The following is a 19,043-nucleotide window of genomic DNA, read 5'->3' as shown; positions in this document are numbered from 1 at the left end:
GACTTATCGGACGGTGACCGGCCCCCGGCGCCCGCGGAACCGGGAGCGCCGGCTTGGGCCGTGGTCGTGTCAGACACTGGAACGCGTTGCCTTCCGGCGGATCTGTCGGGCTCTGCGGACCACGGCGTACCCCTTGGTCAGGGCGCGGTCCCTGGCGAAGTTGAGGCCGACCGCGCGGCCCGTCACGAGCCGTTCGAACTCCTCGGCCCCGGTGGTGCGGCGCACGGTGACCCGCCGCAGCGCGTACGGCCCCTGCGTCCGGCACGCCAGGCTGTTGCCGACGGCGAGCGCCTGGCCGAAGCCCGCCTCGCGCACGAGCTCGCGCACCCGGCGGCTGGAGTAGCCGTACGGATACGCGAAGGACGTGGGCCGGGTGCCCAGTTGGTCGGCGATGATGTCACGGCAGCGCCGCAGCTCGAACCGGAGTTCGTCGTCGGCCAGCTGATCGAGTTCGGGGTGGGTGTGGCTGTGCCCGCCGATCTCCGCCCCGGCGGCCGCGAGTTCGCGCACCTGGTCCCAGTCGAGCATGCGGTCCGGGGCGCCCCCGGTGTCGTACTCGCCGCGCAGCCAGCCGGTGGTGAGGAACAGGGTCGACGCGAAGCCGTGCCCGGTGAGCACCGGAAGCGCGTACCGGTGCACGCCCTCGTAGCCGTCGTCGAAGGTGATCAGGACGGGCCGCTCGGGCAGCGACCAGCACGAAATGCGCCACAGGGCGCCCAGTTGGGCGGCCGTGAGCGGTGTGAAGCCCCGCTCGGCGAGCATGTCCATCTGGCGTTCGAAGGCGTCGGGGGAGACCGAGAGCTCGTGTGTCGCCGCGTTCGGCGCGCGCGCCACGGAGTGGTACATCAGTATCGGCACGGGTCCCGTGCTCATGCGGCAGCCCCCTCGCCGCCCGTGTCTGCCGTCCCGGCGATCTCCACGACCGAGAACGTGGCGCCTCCCCTGCGCGCACGGACGCTCCCGAGTATGTACCCCCCTGCCGCGGTGAGCACTCCCGCCACAATGGCCCCCGCGCGCCCCGCGCCGCCCGGGCGGCCGAGCGCCGCGTCGCGCAGGCCGCGGCCGACCCCGGCGGGCAGCACGCGCGTGGTGTAGCGCCGTTCCGACTCGAGCCCCTTGGCGGCGCCGACACTCCGGGAGACGAGCGCTTTGGAGAGGCCTTCCGCGTACGTCCTCGTACGGAAGTAGCGGAACCGTTCCCGCACGGCGGGCACCCGGTGGTGGATCACCGAGCGGTCGTCGATGAGCAGGACGGCGTCCGGCCTCGCCCGGGTGAGGCGGATGCAGAACTCCGTCTCCTCGCAGCCCAGCGGCCGCTTGTCGCCGTCCCGGCCGATGCCGGTGGCGAAGCCGCCCGCCGCGTCGAAGGCGGTGCGCCGGAACGAGGCGTTCCCGCCGAGGACGTTGCGCACGTGGACCCGGCCCCGGGGCAGCCCCTTGTACGTACAGCCCACGACCCAGTCGAACTCCTCGGGGAACCAGACGGGCCGCCGCCCCGACTCCCAGGCAGGCATGGTGCGGCCGCCGACGGCGAGGACCCGCGGATCCCGGAAGCCCTCGGCGAAGTACCGCAGCCAGTCCCGCTCGGCGACGGCGTCGTCGTCGAGGAAGGCGATGATGTCGCCGCGCGCGGCGGCGATCCCGGTGTTGCGGCCCGCCGAGAGGCCGCGGGGGCCCGCGTTCGCGAGCACCCGCACCCCCTCGGTCTCCTTGTACTCCTTGGCGAGACGGTCCAGGAGCGAGGCGTTGTGGTCGACCACGAGAAGGGTTTCCCGTGCCGCCGACGACTGTGCGCGCACCGAGGAGACCGCCGCGAGGATGTCCTCCCAGCGGTCCTCGGTGTACACGCAGATGACGACGGAGATCTGCGCGCTCAAGACACCTCTCCCTGGCCGGCGCGGTGAGGCAGCCCCCGGCCGCCCTTGCGCCGCGCGCCGCGCCTGCCGCGGCTGGAACGCTCGGAGAGGATCACCTTCAGTACGCGGATGCCGTCCCGGACGGCTCTGAGGTTGCTGGTGCCGTGGATCCGGAGGTACTCGTGGCTCGGGATCTCCTGGACTCGGAGACCCGCCTTGACGACCCGGATGTTCATCAGGGTCTCGACCTCGAAGCCGGTGCAGTCGAGCTCGATCTTGTCCAGGCAGTGCCGCCAGAAGGCGTTGTAGCCGTAGCACAGGTCGGTGTACCGCGCGCCGAACTTGGTGTTCACGACGGAGCACAGGACGTGGTTGCCGAGCTTGCGGATCGGCGTCATGTCGTCCGTGCCGCCGCCGTTGGCGAACCGGGAGCCCTTGGCGAAGTCGGCGCCCGAGACGAGGGCGGAGACGTAGGAGACGATCTCGCTGCCGTCGGCGGAGCCGTCGGCGTCGACCATCACGATGATGTCGCCCGTGCACGCGGCGAAGCCGGTGATCAGGGCGTCCCCCTTGCCCTTGCCGAGCTGTCGGACGACTTTCACGTCCGGCCACAGCTCACGGGCGACGGCCACCGTGTCGTCGGTGGAATTCCCGTCCACGAGGACGACCTCGTGAATCCAGTCGGGCAGTGTCTTGAAAACGTACGGCAGATTCTCCGCTTCGTTCATGGCGGGTATCACGACACTCACCGGAGGCGTGATCGCCAAGTGGGTGGAGATCGGGCGGTAGTTCCTGGAGATCGCGTCTAACGGGTCCTGCCCGGCGTCTGCCGGGCGCACAAAAGAAGTCATGAGTCCGGTGGTCCCTCTCGTCCGGTGGATCGCCCGCCCCCGGGCGGTCCGGTAATTGATCCGGTTCGAAAGGGGGGTTCTCACGGGAGCACGCCGAAATGGATCTCCGTGCATGCCGAGTGAGCTGGCGTTTGCGCGGGACGTGACTCGGCTGAAGAGCGGACACCGAGCACGGCACCCCCCTACCGCGCCCCGCACCGGCACCACCGCGACCTTGAGCCCTCCCCTAGATCGCATTGCGTGATGGACCGTTGCGGGTGGATGTACGACGGTATTGATGATTGAGACTGTATGGCAAGACCTGGAGCGCGGTCCCACGTTTTTCATGATTTGAGTAATCTGTGCGATCACATTCGGACCGTCTTATTCCCCGCCTCTAGATCGAATTCTGCCCATGCGCTTGAGCAGTTTGTCGGCAGGTTCGAATAATTCCGGTCGCGTCTGAACAGTGTTGCGCAGTGCCCTGACCGGGGCACGCCGTGCCCGGTGACCGAAAGCCACCGGGTGGCGGAGCGCCACCCACCCCTCGGACACCATGAGTTCACGTGTCTTGAGGGAGTCCTTGTAGACCTTCTGGCCGCGGCCGAGATCGATGTGCGCGATCCCGTCGGCGGCCGCACCCTCGGCCATGCCCAGGTGCATGATGAGGCCGGGTGAGTACTTCGCGAACGCCGGGTCGTACGCCGGGAACCAGCACGTGTGGATCCGCTCGGAACGCAGCCCGAAGTGCGCGGCGATCGGCACGTCGGCGGCGTAGAGGACGGAGAGGACCCCGGCGAACGAGTCGGCGCGGGTGTGGAAGAGCCGGCGCAGCAGCCGGACGATCCAGGGGTGCGCGAAGCGGTCGCTGCGGCCCGTCCTGCGGTACTGCGCGGACTTCCAGCCCATCAGCGTGGTGAGGACCGCGGGGTCGCGTTCGTCGTGCACGTAACGCACGGCTCCGTGGTCGCGGCTCAGCCTGCGCTCCTTGGCGAGCGTCCCCTTGATGAACTTCGGGGAGCGCTCGCGGAGGTGGCGGAGATAGGTGTCGTACCCCTGATCGAGATCGATCACAGGGGAGGCGAAAGTGGCGGAGGCGTGTGCCTCGAACGGCGCCTGACCGGACACCAGATGATCGAATTCCCACAGGGAGAGCCCGCAGGCCCGCAGCAGTTCCCTGGCGTTCCAGTCGAAGCCCGGCCGGTGCACCAGGCCCTGGCAGTCGGAGATGCCGAGACCGATGGCCCGGCCGACGCCGGTGGCCGATCTCTGGAAGGGGAGGAAACCGGCGGGTTCGCCGTCCTCGCGCGCGACGGCGATCCGCACCCCGCGCCGCTCGTGTCCGATCGCGAGGGTGAACTCGGGGGAGAGGAAGGGGTTGGCGAGACCGGGTGAGCCGTGGAGGTGCGCCCGGGACTGCAGCGCGGTCCACGCCGCCCGGTCGACGGCGGACAGTTCGCCGGGGCGGTGCACGGTGATGTTCACGTCAGGTGGTCCACCTTCTCGCCGGACGGCCGCGCAGCCGCCGCACCACGGTCAACAGGAGGATGAGCGAACTGAGGGCGGCCACCGCGGCGACGCCGCCGCGCACCGACCACACGTGCAGCGCCAGCATGCACTGGGCGACGAGCAGGTTGACCGCGAGGGACCCGGACACGGACACCACGGCCCGGCCCCACGGCGTGAGGGCCCGCAGCGCCGCGCCGATCGCGGCCCCGGGTGCGGCGAGAAGGAAGAAGAGGGTGAACGGGCCGCGCAGCGGCGAGTCCAGGCCGACGAGCGCGAGCATCGCGCCGATCCCGCCGACGGCGACGGCCGCTCCCGCGAGCAGCGGCACCAGGTCGTGGCGGGCGCCCCGTCCGGTGCGCTGCCCCGTGTCCGCTGGTGGTGCCTTGTTCCCGATGGTTTGCATGGGCGACTTTGCCCCCCGACGCGCCGGATGCCGGGCTTCAATGTCGCGCAGCCCCGGCAGCGCGTCAAGATGCGGAGAGAGTGTGCAGATGTTCTCCGCCAAGCCCCCTGTTCGAAGCTGAACTCCCTGTGCGGGAAAGGGAATTGTTGAGGAACTCATTGACATGAACACTATCGGCGGCCGGGGGTGCGTGTTACCACGGTCGAGGCAGAAACCCTGCTAAGGGAGGTTCCATGAAATTGTCCCGCATCACGGCATACATGTCCTCGCTCCTCCTCGCGGCCGCCTTCGCGCTCACCGGCGCGGCAGCGGCCCAAGCGGACCCGTCGGCCGGCCAGAAGGCCGCGGCCACGGGTTATGTGGCCCTCGGCGACTCCTACTCGTCGGGCGTCGGCGCCGGCAACTACGACAGCGGCAGCGGCAACTGCAAGCGCAGCAACCGCGCCTACCCCGTCCTGTGGGCGGCCGCCCACTCACCCTCGAGCTTCAACTTCACCGCTTGCTCGGGCGCTCGTACGGGTGATGTTCTGGCGAACCAGCTGGGCCCGCTCGGCTCCGGGACCGGCCTCGTCTCCGTCTCCGTCGGTGGCAACGACGCGGGCTTCGCCGATGTCATGACGACCTGTGTGCTGCAGTCCGAGAGCAACTGTCTGGCCCGCATCAACCAGGCGCGCCAGTACGTCGACTCCACCCTCCCCGGCAACCTCGACAAGGTCTACGACGCGATCAGCGCGAAGGCTCCATCGGCCCGCGTCGTCGTGCTCGGCTACCCCCGCTTCTACAAGCTCAGCGGCACCTGCGTCGCCGGCCTCTCCGAGCGGGAGCGGACCGCCATCAACGGCGCCGCGGACTACCTCAACGCGGCAACCGAAAAGCGTGCCGCCGACCACGGCTTCGCCTTCGGCGATGTCACCTCCGCCTTCGCGGGGCACGAGATCTGCTCCGGAAGTCCCTGGCTGCACAGCGTGAACTGGCTCAACATCGGCGAGTCCTACCACCCCACCGCCGCCGGCCAGTCCGGTGGCTACCTCCCGGTGTTCACCGCGGCGGCCTGACCCCCACCGGCCGTCCTTACCCGTTCGGCGTGTAGGAGGCCCCGCCCGTCGGGGTCTCCTCCTCGCAGGCCACCGCGTACGCAACGGAGTTGGAACGGGTCTGCACGGGCTTGCGCACCTCGACACCGATCGTGTTCTCGTACGTCCCGCCGCCCGGGTCGTACGCGGTCTCCACGTGGTTGACCTGCCGCGTCTTGCCGCCGCCCGACGGGAACGACAACGTCTTCCAGCCGGGGTCGCCCGGCTCGCCGGACTCCGTGACCCAGCGGTACTCGACGGTGGCGGGGGCGCGGCCCACCGTGAACGTCGCGGTGAACGAGGGTGCCTGCCCGGTCGCCGGGGGACAGGCGCCCTCGTACTGCGTGTGGGCGCCCGAGACGTGCACCTTCACGGACTGGGCGGGCGGCGTGGTCTTGCCGCCGTTCCCCCCGTTCTGCCCGCTCCCGTTCCCGTTCCCGTCGCCGTCGCCGTCGGTGCCGCCGTTCGTGGAGCCGCCGTCACCGCCGCCGTCCGTGGAACCGGTCGACCCGCCCCCGTCGGAGCCGCCCTTCGACCCCTCCGACGTACTGCCGCCGCCTCCGTCGCCACCACCGGACCCGCCGCCGCTGCTGTCGCTCCCTTCATTGCCGCCGCCTCCGCCGTCGTCGCGGTTGACCAGGGCGTACGTGATGCCGCCCAGGGCGAGCGCCAGCGCGATGAGCCCCGCCACCAGGACGACCACCGCCCGCCGGGACCGGCCGGACCCGGCCGTCGACGTGTCGGTGGTGGCCGTGCCGTGCCACGGCGGGGAGACGGGAAGGGGAGCGGGCGGCGTCGGCTCGAACGGCCGCTCCGCCGTGGTCGTCGGCATGTAGGGGAGCGCGGTCTCGGTGCGCGGGGTGCCGCCCGAGGCCACGATCCGCAGATCGCGCTCGGCGTCGGCGGCGGACATCCGCTCGTCCGGATCTTTGCGCAGCAGCCCTTCGATGACCGGCAGGAGCGGCCCTGCGCGGCGGGCGGGCGGCAGCGGCTCGTCCACCACCGCGCGCAGCGTGCTCAGCGGAGTGTCCTGCCGGAATGGCGAGCTGCCCTCCACCGCCGCGTACAGCAGCACGCCGAGCGACCACAGGTCGGACGCGGGGCCCGGACGCTGCCCCAACGCCCTTTCCGGTGCGAGGAATTCGGGCGAACCGACGACCTCGCCGGTCATCGTCAGCGCCGAACTCCCCTCGACCAGGGCGATCCCGAAGTCCGTCAGGACGACACGGCCGTCGTTCGCGATCAGTACGTTGCCGGGCTTGACGTCGCGGTGCAGGACCCCGGCGTCGTGGGCGGCGCGCAGGGCACCGAGGATCTCCGCGCCGATACGGGCGGCCCGCTGCGGGGTCAGCGCCCCCTCGGCGTCGAGCACGTCGGACAGGGAGAGGCCGCGCACCAGCTCCATGACGATCCAGGGGCGGCCGCCCTCGCTCGCGACGTCGTACACCGTGACCACGTTCCGGTGGGGGATGCGGGCGGCGGCCCAGGCCTCGCGCTCCAGCCGTGCGTACAGCCGGTCGACCTCGCCCGCCGGGAGCCCGGCGGGCGCCCGCACCTCCTTCACGGCCACCTCGCGGCCGAGCACGTCGTCACGGGCCTGCCACACGGTGCCCATACCGCCCTCGCCCAACGGCGCCAGAAGGCGGTACCGCCCGGCGATCACGCGCTCTGGCTGGCTCACGGGCGCCCCCATCCGCAGCGGTGCGATTCTCCACAAAACTAGCTCAACCGAGCGCTGTTGCGGCCCCCTTGAACACCAATCCACACCCGAGGGCGAGTACGACGCACGCAGAACCCAGCGGCAGGAGCCGCCGAGCACCGCGCCGCGCCCACTCCGGACCGAGGCGGCGCCCCGCGAGCGACCCCGCGCGGACGAAGAGGAACCCGGCGGCCGTCAGCGTGGCGGCAAGGCCCACGCCGTACGCCACCACGAGCAGCAGCCCGAACCAGGCCTCGCCGAGCGCGGCGGCGCCGACCAGCACGATGACCGCGGAAGGACTGGGCACCAGACCTCCGGCGAAACCGAGGAAGAGCGTGCCGCGCAGACCGCCCCCAGGGGAATGCGGAGGGTGATGGCCGTGACTGTGGGAGTGCCCGTGGGAGTGCACGTGCCCTGCCCGCCGCCGCAGCCACGCCCTACGGACCAGCAGCACGCCCGCGCCCGTGACGAGCAGCCCGCTCACCACACCGAGCCAGGCCACCACCGACGGGCCCGCGGCGGAGCCTCCGCTCACCAGCAGGCCCAGGGCGAGCACGCCCAGCGTGTGCGTGACCGTCACGGACGCGGCCAGAGGCAGCACATGACGCGCGGAGGCACGGCCGCGGGCCGCCGCCGTGGCGGCCATCAGCGTCTTGCCGTGCCCCGGCGCGAGGGCGTGCAGGGCGCCCAACAGCGCGGCGGTACCGAGGGCCAGCGCCGCGAAGCCCGGCGTGAGCGGGTGCCGTCCGACCAGTCCGGTCAGTGCCCGCGCCCACCGGTCGGCGCCGCGCGGCAGCACGGCGGCCACTCCTTCCGATGCGTCCGTCCGGCCCGCCCCCAGGGCGGGCCCGCCGGGCGTGATCCGCAGCGACGCGGACGCGGTGTCCGGCGGGGCGGAGAGCAACCGCTCCGGGTACCGGGTGAGCCGCTTCGACGCGGAAGTCTCCGGTACGTCGGACCGGGTGAGGGTCATCCGGTCGCCCCGGGCGGTGATCTCCCGCCATCCGGTACGGTCCCGGGAGTCGCCGCGGAACTGGACGCTCACGTCGCCCTGCCGGGGCGGGGAAGTACGCAGAACACACTCCACGCGCAACGTGTCGAGCCCAGCCTCCCCCGGCCGCACCCGCACCCGGGCAGCACCCACCCTCAACTCCGCACTCCGCCCGTCCACACGGACCCGTAGCCCGTCGGCGGCACTCCGGCACCGCTGCCGGGCCCAGTCGGCGCGGCCTGCCTCGCGGATGCGGGGGGTGGCCTGGGCGGCCGGGATCTCCGCGAGATCCTCCACGTGATCGACCGTCAACCGCCCCGGCTCGGCGACGAGCCCGTCGTACCGGCTGACCGTGAAGTTGCCCAGCGGGTGGGCGTGGGCGGTGCCGCCGGGGCCACCCAGAGCGACCATCACCCCCAACACAACCCCTCCGACGAACACCCACCCCCACCTACGTTTCGCCCCCGGCGCCGCCCCCTCCGCAGAAGCACCCACCCATCCGTTTACCCCGCAACGAGCAGCACAGGTAGGGACACAGACCAGGGCATCGGTCGGGGCTTCCCGGGCTTCCGTTCCGCCCCCACCCACCCGCAGCCGCCTCCCCCTCCCGAGGGGACGTGGCGGTATGTCCGCCCGGAGCACAGTGGTCACGGTGGCAGGGGCGAAGCACATAGGCCCCGCCGCAGGGATAGCGAGGACGGACATACCGGCGCGGCCCCGCCCCCCGGACAACGAGAGGCGCCCCCGGACGAACGGGAAGCACGCCCACAGCCCTCTCACGAGCCCTCTCACCAGCCTCCTCACGACCCCCCACCCCCCACCCCCATCTCCCGCAACACCGCCCGCGCCTCAAGAGAACCCACCGGCGAGAAGCCGGGGTTCAACCGCAGTGCCGCCCCCAACGACCGCCGCGCCGCCGCCACATCCCCCACGGCCCGCTCGATCAGCCCCCGGTGGTACAGGAACACGGCATCCCGGAACCCCGCCCCCGTGGCCCGCCGCGCGTACCGCAACGCCTCCTCGTCCCGCCCGTTCACATGCAGCGCCCACCCGAGCGCGTCAGCGGTGTGCACCGTCTTCCGGCGCCCCCACTCCGCCCGCGCCGCTCGCAGCGCCACCGCCCCGTCCCCGTGGTCGGCCGAGGCGAGCGCCGTGTCCAGGTCGGGGTTGACCCCGTTCGCGCGGGCCAGCGCGGCCCACGCGGCCACGAGGCGGTACTGCTCACGCGCCCGCCCCTCCTCACCCCGCGCCTCGTACAGTTCGCCGAGCGCGACCAGGGGGCCCGGCAGCGGCTGCCGGGCCACGACCTCGCGGAGCCCGGCGACGGCCGATGCGGTCCGGCCGCGCGCCGCCCGCGCCCTGGCCCGGCACTCCAGGGCGGGCAGATACGTGGAGTCCGCGCGCAGCGCGGCCCCGCAGTGCCGCAGCGCGTCCTCGTACTCGCCCTGGTGCCACGCCAGTTGCCCCAGCGCGGTCGCCACGTACGCGACGTCGCCGGGCGCCGTGGCCCCGTCGAGGGCGCGTTTCAGGACGCGCCGCGCGGCAGGCACGTCGCCGCGCAGCTCCTTCACGTACGCGTACCGCGTGAAGACCGGCACCCCGGGCCGCCGAGCGTCCGCCTCGTCGGCCGCGCGGGCCGCCGCGTCGAGGCGTCCGAGTTCGACTAGGGCGTCGATGCGGGTGGCCAGTGCCCGTTCGCTGTAGGGGTTCTCGGCGAGCGCGGCCGTGGCGTACCGCAGGGCGCCGCGGAAGTCGTGCCGGGCGGCGGCGACGGCGGCGCGCCCCGCGAGCGCCGCGTCGTTGCCGGGGCGCAGCTCCAGCGAGCGGTCCAGGGCGCGGTCGGCGGCGGCGTAGAGGGCCGGGTCGCCGCGGGTGCGGGCCTGTTCGACGTGGGCCGCGCCGAGCGTGGCCCAGGACGCGAAGTCGGCGGGCCGGTCGCGGAGCTGTGACCGGAGCGCTTCCACGCCCCGGTCCAGGTCCCCGCCGCGCAGGCCGTCGAGCGGCGCGGCGGGCCCGGCGGTGACGGAAGCGGTCCGCCCGGCCCCGTCGTCGGAGCCGCCGAGCACGACGGCGCCCGAGGTGAGGGCGAGCGCGAGAGCGACGACGGCCACGGAGCTCCGTACCGAGATGTGCGCCATGAAAGAGCCAGCCGTTTCTGGAGAAAGTAGAGAAAGAGAGAAAGAGAGAAGAGGGAGCAAGGGGGAGAGGCGCGGCCCGCAGGGGGATGAGTCACGGACCGCGCCCGTTCCGCAGGGACCCGAGGGGAACCTCAGAGAGCCCCGTCGACCCTGTCGCCCCCGTCGACCCCGTCGCCCCCGCGCCCCCGGCCCCGCCACCACGCGAGCCCGAGCCCCACGAGGAGCACTCCCGCGGCCCCGGCCGCCGCGGAGGCGATCAGCAGCGTGTCGTCGCCGGCGCCGTCACCGGACGACGACGAGGAGGCCGCGGGCACGGCACCGCCCACGAGCGCGTCACGCGCCGAGGTCTTGCCGCCGTTGCTGTCACCGTCTCCGCCGCCCTTGGCCGCCGGCGCGTGCGTCGGGGACGTGGGCAGCGCGAGATAGGGGAAGGTCCCGCCGAACGCCCGGTCGTTGGCGTTCACCGCGTCGCCCAGGTCGTTCTTGGCGCCGACGAGTTCACCCGCGACGGCCTGCAGTTCGATGTCGACGACGTCGTCGGTGAGCCGCCGCCCGTTCGGGAAGCCCGCGTTGTCGCCGTCGAGGACGCCGAGCCGCTTGGGGTCGGCGGACGGTTTGACGGAGGTGTTGAGGCGCAGGGCCTCGGCAGGGCGTACGCCGGGCGGCTGGTTGAGGTCCTTCACGCCGGTCAGGAAGACGGAGACCAGGTCCTTCCTGGGTTCGTCCGGTGCCTTGACGCCGTAGATCCGCTCCAGGAGCTTCGGCAGCTCGGGCTTCTGTACGTACGGCAGGAAGTCCGCGTCGTTCCACGGCGCGGACGCGTTGAACCTGTCCTTGTCGCGCAGCGGCACGACGAGCTCGTTGACCAGCGGGTTCCCGAGCTGCGAGACCTGCGTCCAGTCACCCTTGGCGTTCTTGCGCTGGGTCGTCGACCAGACGCCCACCGTCGGCTGCTTCGCCGACTGGCGTATCTCGGCGCTCGGCACCTGCAGCGCGACCGTGTTCACGTTGTAGCCCTTGAGGGTGTCCCGGCCGACCTGTGAGAGGTCCCCTCCGTACAGCAGGTCGAACACCTGGAGGTCCAGGAAGAAGGGGTCGTCGGCCTGCCCGACGTACGACGTGCCGCCGCCCGCGACCTTCCGCACGGCCTGGTCGCGCAGTTTCTTGTAGTCGGGCATCGAGGCGTTGCCCACCCGCGACGGAGCGACCGGCAGATCGTCGGCGATCTTCTTCGTGGAGACGACCTTCTGGTCCTCCAGCTTCAGCAGATCGATGTCGTACGACTGCGTGATGTTGAGGTCGGGGTCGTCGAGGCTGGTCACCGGGTCGGTGTTGTACAGGAAGGTGTTGCCGTTCTTGATCTTCGTGTCGAACGTCCACCGGTAGAGCAGATCGCCCTGGGCGTCGCCGTCGCTGTCGATGTGGATGTCGTACTGGGCGTCCTCGGGGAACAGGTAGAAGTTGGGTCCGCCGGCGGGTTCCTCGAAGGGGGTCCAGTTGGCCACGAGGGTCGTGGTGTCCGGCTTGTCGGGACTCACGAACGCGTACACGTCCGTGTTGTCGTACTGCGGCTGCCCCGAGATCAGCGGGGCCTCCCGGTGACTGGAGGCCTGTGCGGCCCCTGGTTCCAGCGCACTCACTCCGGCGGCTGCGAGCCCCCCGGCGGCGAGCGCGCAGCAGACCAGCGCGACGAGGCCGTGCCGCCCCGTCCTGCTTCTGGCGATTGTTGTCATCGCATCCGTCCTTACACGCCTGATGTACCTGCTTGACACAGGCCATTCGGGGCGGGACGGCAGGCGGATTGGTGCGGATCGGTGCGGATTCCCCGCCGTACGGGCTTTCGGGTCCACGTGAGATGTCCCACGCCACCGGAGTGCCCGTCCGCCTCATGGGCGCGAATGTCCAACTCGCCCTGGAATCAGTCAAATTCGGAGAGTAATCGTCAACCTCCTTGTGGGGTAGGTGAATCCTGTGCCCGGGATACACGCGTGTCAGGATGGGGCGATAGGGTTAACCTGCCCTGGGCCGGGTGCCCTCGTACGGGTGGGGAGTGACATGGAACAGATAACGGTGCGCAGCAGGGCGCGTGTCCCTGCGATCACTTGTGGCAGCAGCGCGAGCAGCTCGCGCCTCGACCGCCATCTCTCGGTGCTGGGCGGCCCCGCCGTCCCGCAGCGGGAGTCGCACGAGGCGACGCTGCTGATGCGTGAGCTGACCTCACGTGACACCGCGCACGCCCGCAGCAGCAGGGGTGCCCGAGTGAGGCGAGTCTCGCTCTTCGCGCCGCTGCGCCGGTTGCGGCGCTCGCTGTTCGGCGGACGCTGAACGCGGGTGGTCCCCGGGACTGAACCGCCGCTCCGCGGCGGATCTTTCCCGCCCATCCGCTCCCCGCACGCCATCACCCCCATGACACGCAGGGCTTCACACCACACCCACCTGTAAGACCGCTGCCGGTGCCCGCCTGCCACCGGCAGCGCGAACTCTCGTGAACTCCCCGCCGGTCAGCAGGCGTTCATTCACCGCAGCCCTCGTGCGTACCGACGTACGGCGAGCGGTGCGCACACCGCGAGCAGAAGCACGGACCAGGCGAGCGCCCCCGCCACGGGGTGGGCGACCGGCCAGGCGGCGTCCGCGGGGACGTCGGCGTTGCCGAACAGGTCTCGCACCGCCGTCGCCACCGCGCTGATCGGATTCCACTCGGCGACGAACCGCAGCCAGGACGGCAGTCCGTCCGTGGGGATGTACGCGTTCGACAGCAGCGGCAGCATGAAGGTCGCGCTCCCCAGTTGACCCGCCGCCTCCTCGCTCTGCGAGGCGAGCCCCAGCAGTATCCCGATCCAGGTCGTCGCGAACCGGAAGAGCATCAGCAGCCCGAACGCGCCGGCCGCCGCGAGCGGACCGCCCTCGATCCGCCACCCCATCGCCAGCCCGACGAGCGCCAGCGGCACGAGCCCCGCCGCCGTGGTCACCAGATCCGCCAGAGCCTGCCCGAGCGGCACGGCGGCCCTGCTCATCGGCAGCGTCCGGAGCCGGTCCATCACGCCCCGATGAGTGTCCTGGGCGGCGGTGAACATGCCGGTCATGATGCCGTTGGCGGCGGTCGCGACGAGCATGCCGGGCACCAGATAGGCCCGGTAGTCGGAGCCCGGCATCGCGAGGGCGCTGCCGAAGACGTAGCCGAAGAAGAGGAGGAAGACGATCGGCATCGTCTGGGTCATGATCAGGATCGCCGGCGCGTGCCGGGCGCGCTGCAGGTGCCGGCCGAGCATGGCGGTGCCGTCGTAGAGGATGGCGCTCATGGGGGAGACCTCCGGGGGTCGTGGAGTGGTGGGGTGGGCCTTGCGGGTCCGCCGGGTCAGGCGATGAGCCGCAGGAAGACGTCGTCCAGCGAAGGGCGCCGCAGACTCGCGTCGACGACGGGCACCCCCGCCGCGTCCAGCTCGCGGACAAGGCGCGGCAGCGTCAGCGCCGGATCGAGGGAGACCACCCCGGCGGTGCGGGACTCCGCGTCGAGCACCGGCTCGGCGCCCGTCAGCCGGTCGAGGACCGCCGCCGCCGCGAGCAGCGCCGCCTTCTCCGCGACCACGACCTCCGCGTAGCTCCCGATCCGTGCCTTCAGCTCCGCGGGCGTGCCGCGGTGCGCCGCCCGGCCCCCGTCGATCAGCACGATGTCGTCGGCCAGTTGGTCGGCCTCCTCCAGGTACTGGGTCGTCAGGAGCACCGTGGTGCCCTCGCCGGCGAGCTTCCGCACGGCCTCCCAGATGCCGTTCCTGCTGTGCGGGTCGAGGCCGGTGGTGGGCTCGTCGAGGAAGAGCACGGCGGGCCGGGTCATCAGGCTCGCGGCGAGATCGAGGCGGCGCCGCATGCCGCCCGAGTACGTGCGGGCCGGCCGCTCCGCAGCGTCGGTGAGCCCGAACTGCTCCAGGAGCTCGTCGGCGCGCCCGCGCGGCGCCCGCAGGAGCCGGCCGAAGAGCCGCAGGTTCTCACGCCCGGTCAGGTCGCCGTCGACCGACGCGTACTGGCCGGTGACGCCGATGCACCGGCGCACCGCCGCCGGGTCCCGCACCACGTCGTGCCCCGCGACCCGCGCGGTCCCCGCGTCCGGCGTCTGCAGGGTGGTGAGCACCCGGACCGCGGTGGTCTTCCCCGCGCCATTGGGGCCGAGCAGCCCGCACACGGTGCCCTCGGCGATGGAGAGGTCGAGGCCCCGCAGGGCGCTGACGGCCGTGTCGCCGGAGCCGTAGCGCTTCTCCAGGCCCTCACTCAGTACAGCGTACGTAGAAGTCATGCCGTGACGGTACCTCACTACGTACGGTGTACGTAACTAACATGGGGGTGAGGTGATGATCAATGGCGGGCCGAGCGGCCACTCCCGAAGTGATCTGGGCGCGCCCCGAGCGTGCGGGCCGCGGCCCCAAGCCCGCGTACAGCAGGGCCGACATCGCGGCGGCGGCCGTCCGCATCGCCGACGCGGACGGCATCGACGCGGTGTCCATGCGGCGCGTGGCGGGTGAGCTGGGTTGCGGCACGATGTCGCTGTACAACTACGTGCCGCGCAAGGAGGACCTGTACGAGCTGATGGTCGACACGGTCAGCGGCGAGTACGAGCTGTCCGAGGAGGCTGTGGGCGGCGACTGGTACACGGAGATGCTCGCGCTCGGGCGGCAGAGCCGGGGGATCCTGCGGCGGCATCCGTGGGTGGTGCGCGTGATGACGACGGCCTACGGCTCGAGCCCGAACGCGCTGCGGTACCTGGAGCACTGCCTCGGCGTCCTGGAGAGCCTCGACGCGCCCTACGGCACCAAGATGGAGCTCATCGCGATGGTCAACGGCACGGCGATGACGACCGTCGCCAACGAGATCGCCATCGCCGAGCGCACGAGGGGCCTGCCGTGGTCGGCGGAGGAGGAGCAGGAGGTCCGGACGGCCTACCTGGTCCGGCAAGTGGCGGGCGGGGCGTATCCGCGGCTGGCGGGCATGCTCGCGCAGGCGCCGCCGCCCGGGGACGCGGACGAGAGCTTCGAGCGGGCGCTGCGGCGTCTGCTCGACTCGTTTCGCTGAGGGCGCCTCGGCGACGGGCAGGGGCACGTCGGCGCCCGTCAGATCAGGGCGAACTGGCCGTCCGGGCCCTCTTCGTGGTGGTCGAGCACGGACGCCGGGCGGCGGGCGGCGTCGGGGACGGGGAGGATTCCCGCGGTGCGCAGGCCGGTTGCGGTGAGCGGAGCGCCGAGGGAGGCCGTCAACCGCGCCTGCTCCGGGCCCAGTTCCGCGAGCAGCGCCAGTATCGTGATCAGTTCGAGCAGTTCGGACGTCCACGTCTGGGGCCATGTCGCGGGCCGGATCGCCTCCAGCGTCCCCGCCCCGGCCGCCTCCGTGCGCAGCGCGAACCAGCGCTCCACGACGCGTACGCCGCTCACCTCGTACTCCCACGCCTCCCTCGGCACCGGCGAGATGACACCCTCCTCGCCGACCCGCAGGACCTCCTTCTCGGCGTCGTACGCCAGGGAGTCGGGCCGTGCGGGCAGCGGCGCCCGCACGTACGGCCTGCGTCCGCCCGGCAGCTTCGGCCGCTCGCCGTCGCCGCGCAGCTGCAGCCGGAGCAGCCGCTGTCCGAGTTCCACACCCCGCTCCCAGACCTCCGTGTCGGAGGTGAGCGGCACGCGGCAGCCCGCCGCCGAACCGGTGCAGGCCGTCAGCACCCACGCGAGCAGGGCCCGTGCGGTGACCTCACGGCCGAGCACGTCCGACAGATGCGCGAGCAGCCCCGGCGTCACATTGGGCTCCAGGCCCCCGGGACGGCGGAACAGCGGCCTGATCCTGCCCGGCCGCCCGGCCGGTGAGCGGCCGTCCGGCAGCACGCCCGACGCGAGGACGGCGGGCCCCGCGGCCCCCGGAACGTACCCCTGCTCGACGGCGAAGAGCTGACCCTCGCCCGACACACGCCACAGCTCGGGGCGGGCGACGTCGAGGAGGCGGTGGTCGGGGATCAGCCACTGCTCGTCGAAGGGGCCGTGCAGGATGCGCACGGGCTCGGGGCAGGGGCCGGACTCCCTGGCCAGGCGGCCCGTCCCGCCGGCGTGGCCGGGGAGCTGGGCCACCGCCGTGTGCAGGGTGCGGGCCCGAGTCGGGCGGAACAGGGCCTCGCGGTCCGGGCCCTCGGCGCGGACGAGGGCGCCCCAACGGGCTTTCAGGGATGCGGGATCCGGTCCCATCGGCCACCCGCGGCCCGGCCGGAGCGGTGCGACGGACCACGGCATGAGGTCCGCGAGCAGCGGCGCTTCGTCGTGCGTCACGCCCGGCATCGTACGACGTCGCGGTGCGGGCCCGTCACGTCGCGTCGAGCGTCACCGAGAAGGAGAAGCGGTCGCCGCGGTAGTGGATGCGGGCCACGTCCAGGGTGCGGCCCTCCTCGTCGTACGTGACACCGGTGTAGTGCAGGATCGGGCTGAGCAGCGGCACTTCGAGGAGCCGGGCCGTCTCCGGATCGGCGAGCGTCGCCTCGACGGTGTCCGTGATGCGGCTGATGCGGACGCCCACCACGTCGCGCAGGACCTTCGTCATGGGCCAGCGCGCGAGGTCGGCGGGCTCGATGCGGGCGGCCAGTTCGGGACGGACGTAGTTGCGGGCGTGGTTGGTCGGCTCGCCCGTCTTCTCGTCACTGCGCAGCCGGTGGTACGTCGCCACCTCGGCCGAGCCCGGGAAGTACCCGGCGAGGTCGGCGGGGAGCGGAGCGGTGCCGTGGTCGAGGAGCCGCGTGGTCATGCCCGACTGCTGGGCCACGATCGCGTCGACCGAGCCGAGCAGGCGGACGGGGGAGCCGCGCCGCGCGCTCGGCTCGATGAAGGTGCCGCGCCGCCGGTGGCGGGTGATGAGCCCCTCGTCCTCCAGCTCCTTGAGCGCCTGCCGCATGGTCAGCACACTCACCCCGTAGTGCCCCGCCAGCTGCTCCTCGGTGGGCAGCCGGAGCGGGGCGTCAGGGGTGCGGCCCAGTATCGAGGCACGCAGTGACTGCGACACCTGGTACCAGAGCGGCAGTTTCCGATTCAGGACGATCGAGTCCGGGGCGAATGCGGTCACGGTCTCTCCGAATCAGCGTGGTGTTACGTCAGTTGCGGAAGTGGCGCTCCAGACCCTGCCACACGTCGTCGTAGCCGCGCTGCAGGTGGGACGCGGTCGCCGCCTGCTCCGTCGCCGTCACCGGCCAGCGCGTCTCGAACATGAACGCCAGACCGTCGTCGATCTTCTGCGGCTTCAGCTCGGCGGCCGACGCCTTCTCGAAGGTCTCGCGGTCGGGCCCGTGCGCGGACATCATGTTGTGCAGCGAACCGCCGCCCGGCACGAAGCCTTCCGCCTTGGCGTCGTACGCGCCCTCGATGAGGCCCATGTACTCGCTCATCACGTTCCGGTGGAAGTACGGCGGCCGGAAGGTGTCCTCGCCCACCAGCCAGCGCGGCGCGAACACGACGAAGTCGACGCCCGCGAGGCCCGGGGTGTCGGACGGCGAGGTGAGCACCGTGAAGATCGACGGGTCCGGGTGGTCGTAGCTGATCGAGCCGATCACGTTGAAGCGGTGCAGGTCGTAGACGTACGGAACGTGGTTGCCGTGCCAGGCGACCACGTCGAGCGGCGAGTGGTCGTACGTCGCGCGCCACAGGTTGCCGCAGAACTTGTTCACCACCTCGACCGGGCCCTCGACGTCCTCGTAGGCGGCGACGGGAGCCCGGAAGTCCCGTGCGTTCGCTAGACCGTTGGCGCCGATCGGGCCGAGGTCGGGGAGCTGGAAGGGGGCGCCGTAGTTCTCGCACACGTACCCGCGCGCGCTCGCGTCGAGGAGCTCCACGCGGAAGCGGACACCGCGCGGGATCAGCGCGATCTCGCCGGGCTCGGCGTGCAGCAGCCCGAACTCGGTGCGCAGCAGGAGCCCGCCCTGCTCGGGCACGATCAGCAGCTCGCCGTCGGCGTCGCTGAACACCCGGCCCGTCATCGAGGAGTTGGCGTGGTAGAGGTGGATGCCCATGCCGGTGCGCTGCGTCGCGTCGCCGTTGCCGCCGAGCGTCCACAGGCCCGCCAGGAAGTCCGTGCCGGGCGCGGGCTCCGGGAGCGGATTCCAGCGCAGCCGGTTCGGGTCGGGCACCGACTCGGTGAACGGCGCCGTGCGGATCGCGCCGTTGTCGGCGCGCGTGAACCGCGGGTGCGCGGCCGACGGGCGGATGCGGTAGAGCCACGAGCGGCGGTTGTGCGCGCGCGGCTCGGTGAAGGCCGAGCCGCTCAGCTGCTCGGCGTAGAGACCGAGGGCCGCGCGCTGCGGCGAGTTGCGGCCGTGCGGCAGGGCGCCGGGCACCGCCTCGGAACTGTGTTCGTTGCCGAAGCCGGAGAGGTAGACCAGCCCCTCGGCGGTCTTCCGGGCGTCGCCCGCGTCCGCTCGGCCCGCGGTTCCTGCGTGGTCCCCGATCATCACAGCTCCCTCGTCAGTGATTCCTATGGGACACCGTAGGATTCAGGTTTTCCTTCCGCAAGAGGAAGCCAGGAATGTGAGCGATGCTC

At 72.0% G+C, this 19,043-nt stretch carries 17 protein-coding genes; 3 read left to right on the top strand and 14 right to left on the bottom strand.

The genetic code is table 11. The features are described from left to right. Window positions 1-69: 69 nt before the first annotated feature. From AB0N81_RS15465 to AB0N81_RS15445, 5 genes are all read right to left on the bottom strand, one after another. The gene (locus tag AB0N81_RS15465; RefSeq protein ID WP_365358320.1) at window positions 70-873 is read right to left on the bottom strand and encodes a polysaccharide deacetylase family protein; all 804 of its coding nucleotides are present in this window, start codon (window positions 871-873) and stop codon (window positions 70-72) included. Continuing rightward, window positions 870-1,877 (bottom strand): glycosyltransferase family 2 protein, encoded by a 1,008-nt coding sequence (locus AB0N81_RS15460; RefSeq protein WP_365358319.1) that lies wholly within the window; start codon window positions 1,875-1,877, stop codon window positions 870-872. Before AB0N81_RS15460 ends, AB0N81_RS15465 begins: the two co-directional genes overlap by 4 nt. Next, entirely contained in the window at window positions 1,874-2,707 is an 834-nt protein-coding gene (locus AB0N81_RS15455) for a glycosyltransferase family 2 protein (RefSeq protein ID WP_365358318.1), read from the bottom strand. The genes AB0N81_RS15460 and AB0N81_RS15455 overlap by 4 nt, the downstream gene beginning before the upstream one ends. Window positions 2,708-3,070: 363 nt before the next feature. Next, a complete protein-coding gene (locus AB0N81_RS15450; RefSeq protein ID WP_365358317.1) occupies window positions 3,071-4,171 on the bottom strand; it encodes a GNAT family N-acetyltransferase in 1,101 nt (366 codons plus the stop codon). Between the two features lies 1 nt (window position 4,172). Further along, complete coding sequence (locus tag AB0N81_RS15445; protein ID WP_365358316.1) at window positions 4,173-4,598, bottom strand: hypothetical protein; 426 nt, start codon at window positions 4,596-4,598, stop codon at window positions 4,173-4,175. A gap of 233 nt (window positions 4,599-4,831) precedes the next feature. Between AB0N81_RS15445 and AB0N81_RS15440 the strand changes: the two genes are divergently transcribed. Next, complete coding sequence (locus AB0N81_RS15440) at window positions 4,832-5,653, top strand: SGNH/GDSL hydrolase family protein (RefSeq protein WP_365358315.1); 822 nt, start codon at window positions 4,832-4,834, stop codon at window positions 5,651-5,653. 16 nt (window positions 5,654-5,669) lie between these two features. On the opposite strand, the gene AB0N81_RS15435 is transcribed toward AB0N81_RS15440, so the two are convergent. The 4 genes from AB0N81_RS15435 to AB0N81_RS15420 all read right to left on the bottom strand — a co-directional run bounded on the left by AB0N81_RS15435 (window position 5,670) and on the right by AB0N81_RS15420 (window position 12,232). Continuing rightward, window positions 5,670-7,364, bottom strand: a complete 1,695-nt coding sequence (locus AB0N81_RS15435) for a serine/threonine-protein kinase (RefSeq protein WP_365358313.1) — start codon at window positions 7,362-7,364, stop codon at window positions 5,670-5,672. Between the two features lie 31 nt (window positions 7,365-7,395). Then, the gene (locus AB0N81_RS15430; RefSeq protein WP_365358312.1) at window positions 7,396-8,772 is read right to left on the bottom strand and encodes a nickel transporter; all 1,377 of its coding nucleotides are present in this window, start codon (window positions 8,770-8,772) and stop codon (window positions 7,396-7,398) included. 389 nt (window positions 8,773-9,161) lie between these two features. After that, complete coding sequence (locus AB0N81_RS15425) at window positions 9,162-10,472, bottom strand: hypothetical protein (protein ID WP_365358311.1); 1,311 nt, start codon at window positions 10,470-10,472, stop codon at window positions 9,162-9,164. Between the two features lie 158 nt (window positions 10,473-10,630). Then, window positions 10,631-12,232 (bottom strand): DUF4331 domain-containing protein, encoded by a 1,602-nt coding sequence (locus AB0N81_RS15420; RefSeq protein ID WP_365358310.1) that lies wholly within the window; start codon window positions 12,230-12,232, stop codon window positions 10,631-10,633. Window positions 12,233-12,554: 322 nt separating this feature from the next. On the opposite strand from AB0N81_RS15420, the gene AB0N81_RS15415 reads away from it, so the two are divergent. Continuing rightward, window positions 12,555-12,824: a hypothetical protein gene (locus AB0N81_RS15415; RefSeq protein WP_358590355.1), complete on the top strand. Its 270-nt coding sequence runs from the start codon at window positions 12,555-12,557 to the stop codon at window positions 12,822-12,824. Between the two features lie 191 nt (window positions 12,825-13,015). On the opposite strand, the gene AB0N81_RS15410 is transcribed toward AB0N81_RS15415, so the two are convergent. Together AB0N81_RS15410 and AB0N81_RS15405 are read right to left on the bottom strand one after the other, a co-directional pair. Next, entirely contained in the window at window positions 13,016-13,798 is a 783-nt protein-coding gene (locus AB0N81_RS15410; protein WP_365358309.1) for an ABC transporter permease, read from the bottom strand. A gap of 56 nt (window positions 13,799-13,854) precedes the next feature. Next, complete coding sequence (locus AB0N81_RS15405; RefSeq protein WP_365358308.1) at window positions 13,855-14,787, bottom strand: ATP-binding cassette domain-containing protein; 933 nt, start codon at window positions 14,785-14,787, stop codon at window positions 13,855-13,857. Between the two features lie 62 nt (window positions 14,788-14,849). Between AB0N81_RS15405 and AB0N81_RS15400 the strand changes: the two genes are divergently transcribed. Continuing rightward, window positions 14,850-15,560: a TetR/AcrR family transcriptional regulator C-terminal domain-containing protein gene (locus AB0N81_RS15400; RefSeq protein ID WP_365358307.1), complete on the top strand. Its 711-nt coding sequence runs from the start codon at window positions 14,850-14,852 to the stop codon at window positions 15,558-15,560. 38 nt (window positions 15,561-15,598) lie between these two features. On the opposite strand, the gene AB0N81_RS15395 is transcribed toward AB0N81_RS15400, so the two are convergent. The 3 genes from AB0N81_RS15395 to hmgA are packed head-to-tail and all read right to left on the bottom strand — an operon-like array spanning window position 15,599 to window position 18,954. Continuing rightward, window positions 15,599-16,801, bottom strand: a complete 1,203-nt coding sequence (locus AB0N81_RS15395; protein ID WP_365358306.1) for a type ISP restriction/modification enzyme — start codon at window positions 16,799-16,801, stop codon at window positions 15,599-15,601. 25 nt (window positions 16,802-16,826) lie between these two features. Then, the gene (locus AB0N81_RS15390) at window positions 16,827-17,576 is read right to left on the bottom strand and encodes a GntR family transcriptional regulator (protein WP_365358305.1); all 750 of its coding nucleotides are present in this window, start codon (window positions 17,574-17,576) and stop codon (window positions 16,827-16,829) included. Between the two features lie 28 nt (window positions 17,577-17,604). Further along, on the bottom strand, window positions 17,605-18,954 hold the full coding sequence (gene hmgA, locus AB0N81_RS15385; protein ID WP_365358304.1) for a homogentisate 1,2-dioxygenase: 1,350 nt from the start codon (window positions 18,952-18,954) through the stop codon (window positions 17,605-17,607). Window positions 18,955-19,043: the final 89 nt, after the last annotated feature.

It is taken from the genome of Streptomyces sp. NPDC093510, assembly GCF_040683555.1.
Classification (GTDB): domain Bacteria; phylum Actinomycetota; class Actinomycetes; order Streptomycetales; family Streptomycetaceae; genus Streptomyces.
The sequence above is the reverse complement of the archived record's forward strand: the minus strand, read 5'-3'. Positions and strand labels throughout refer to the sequence as shown.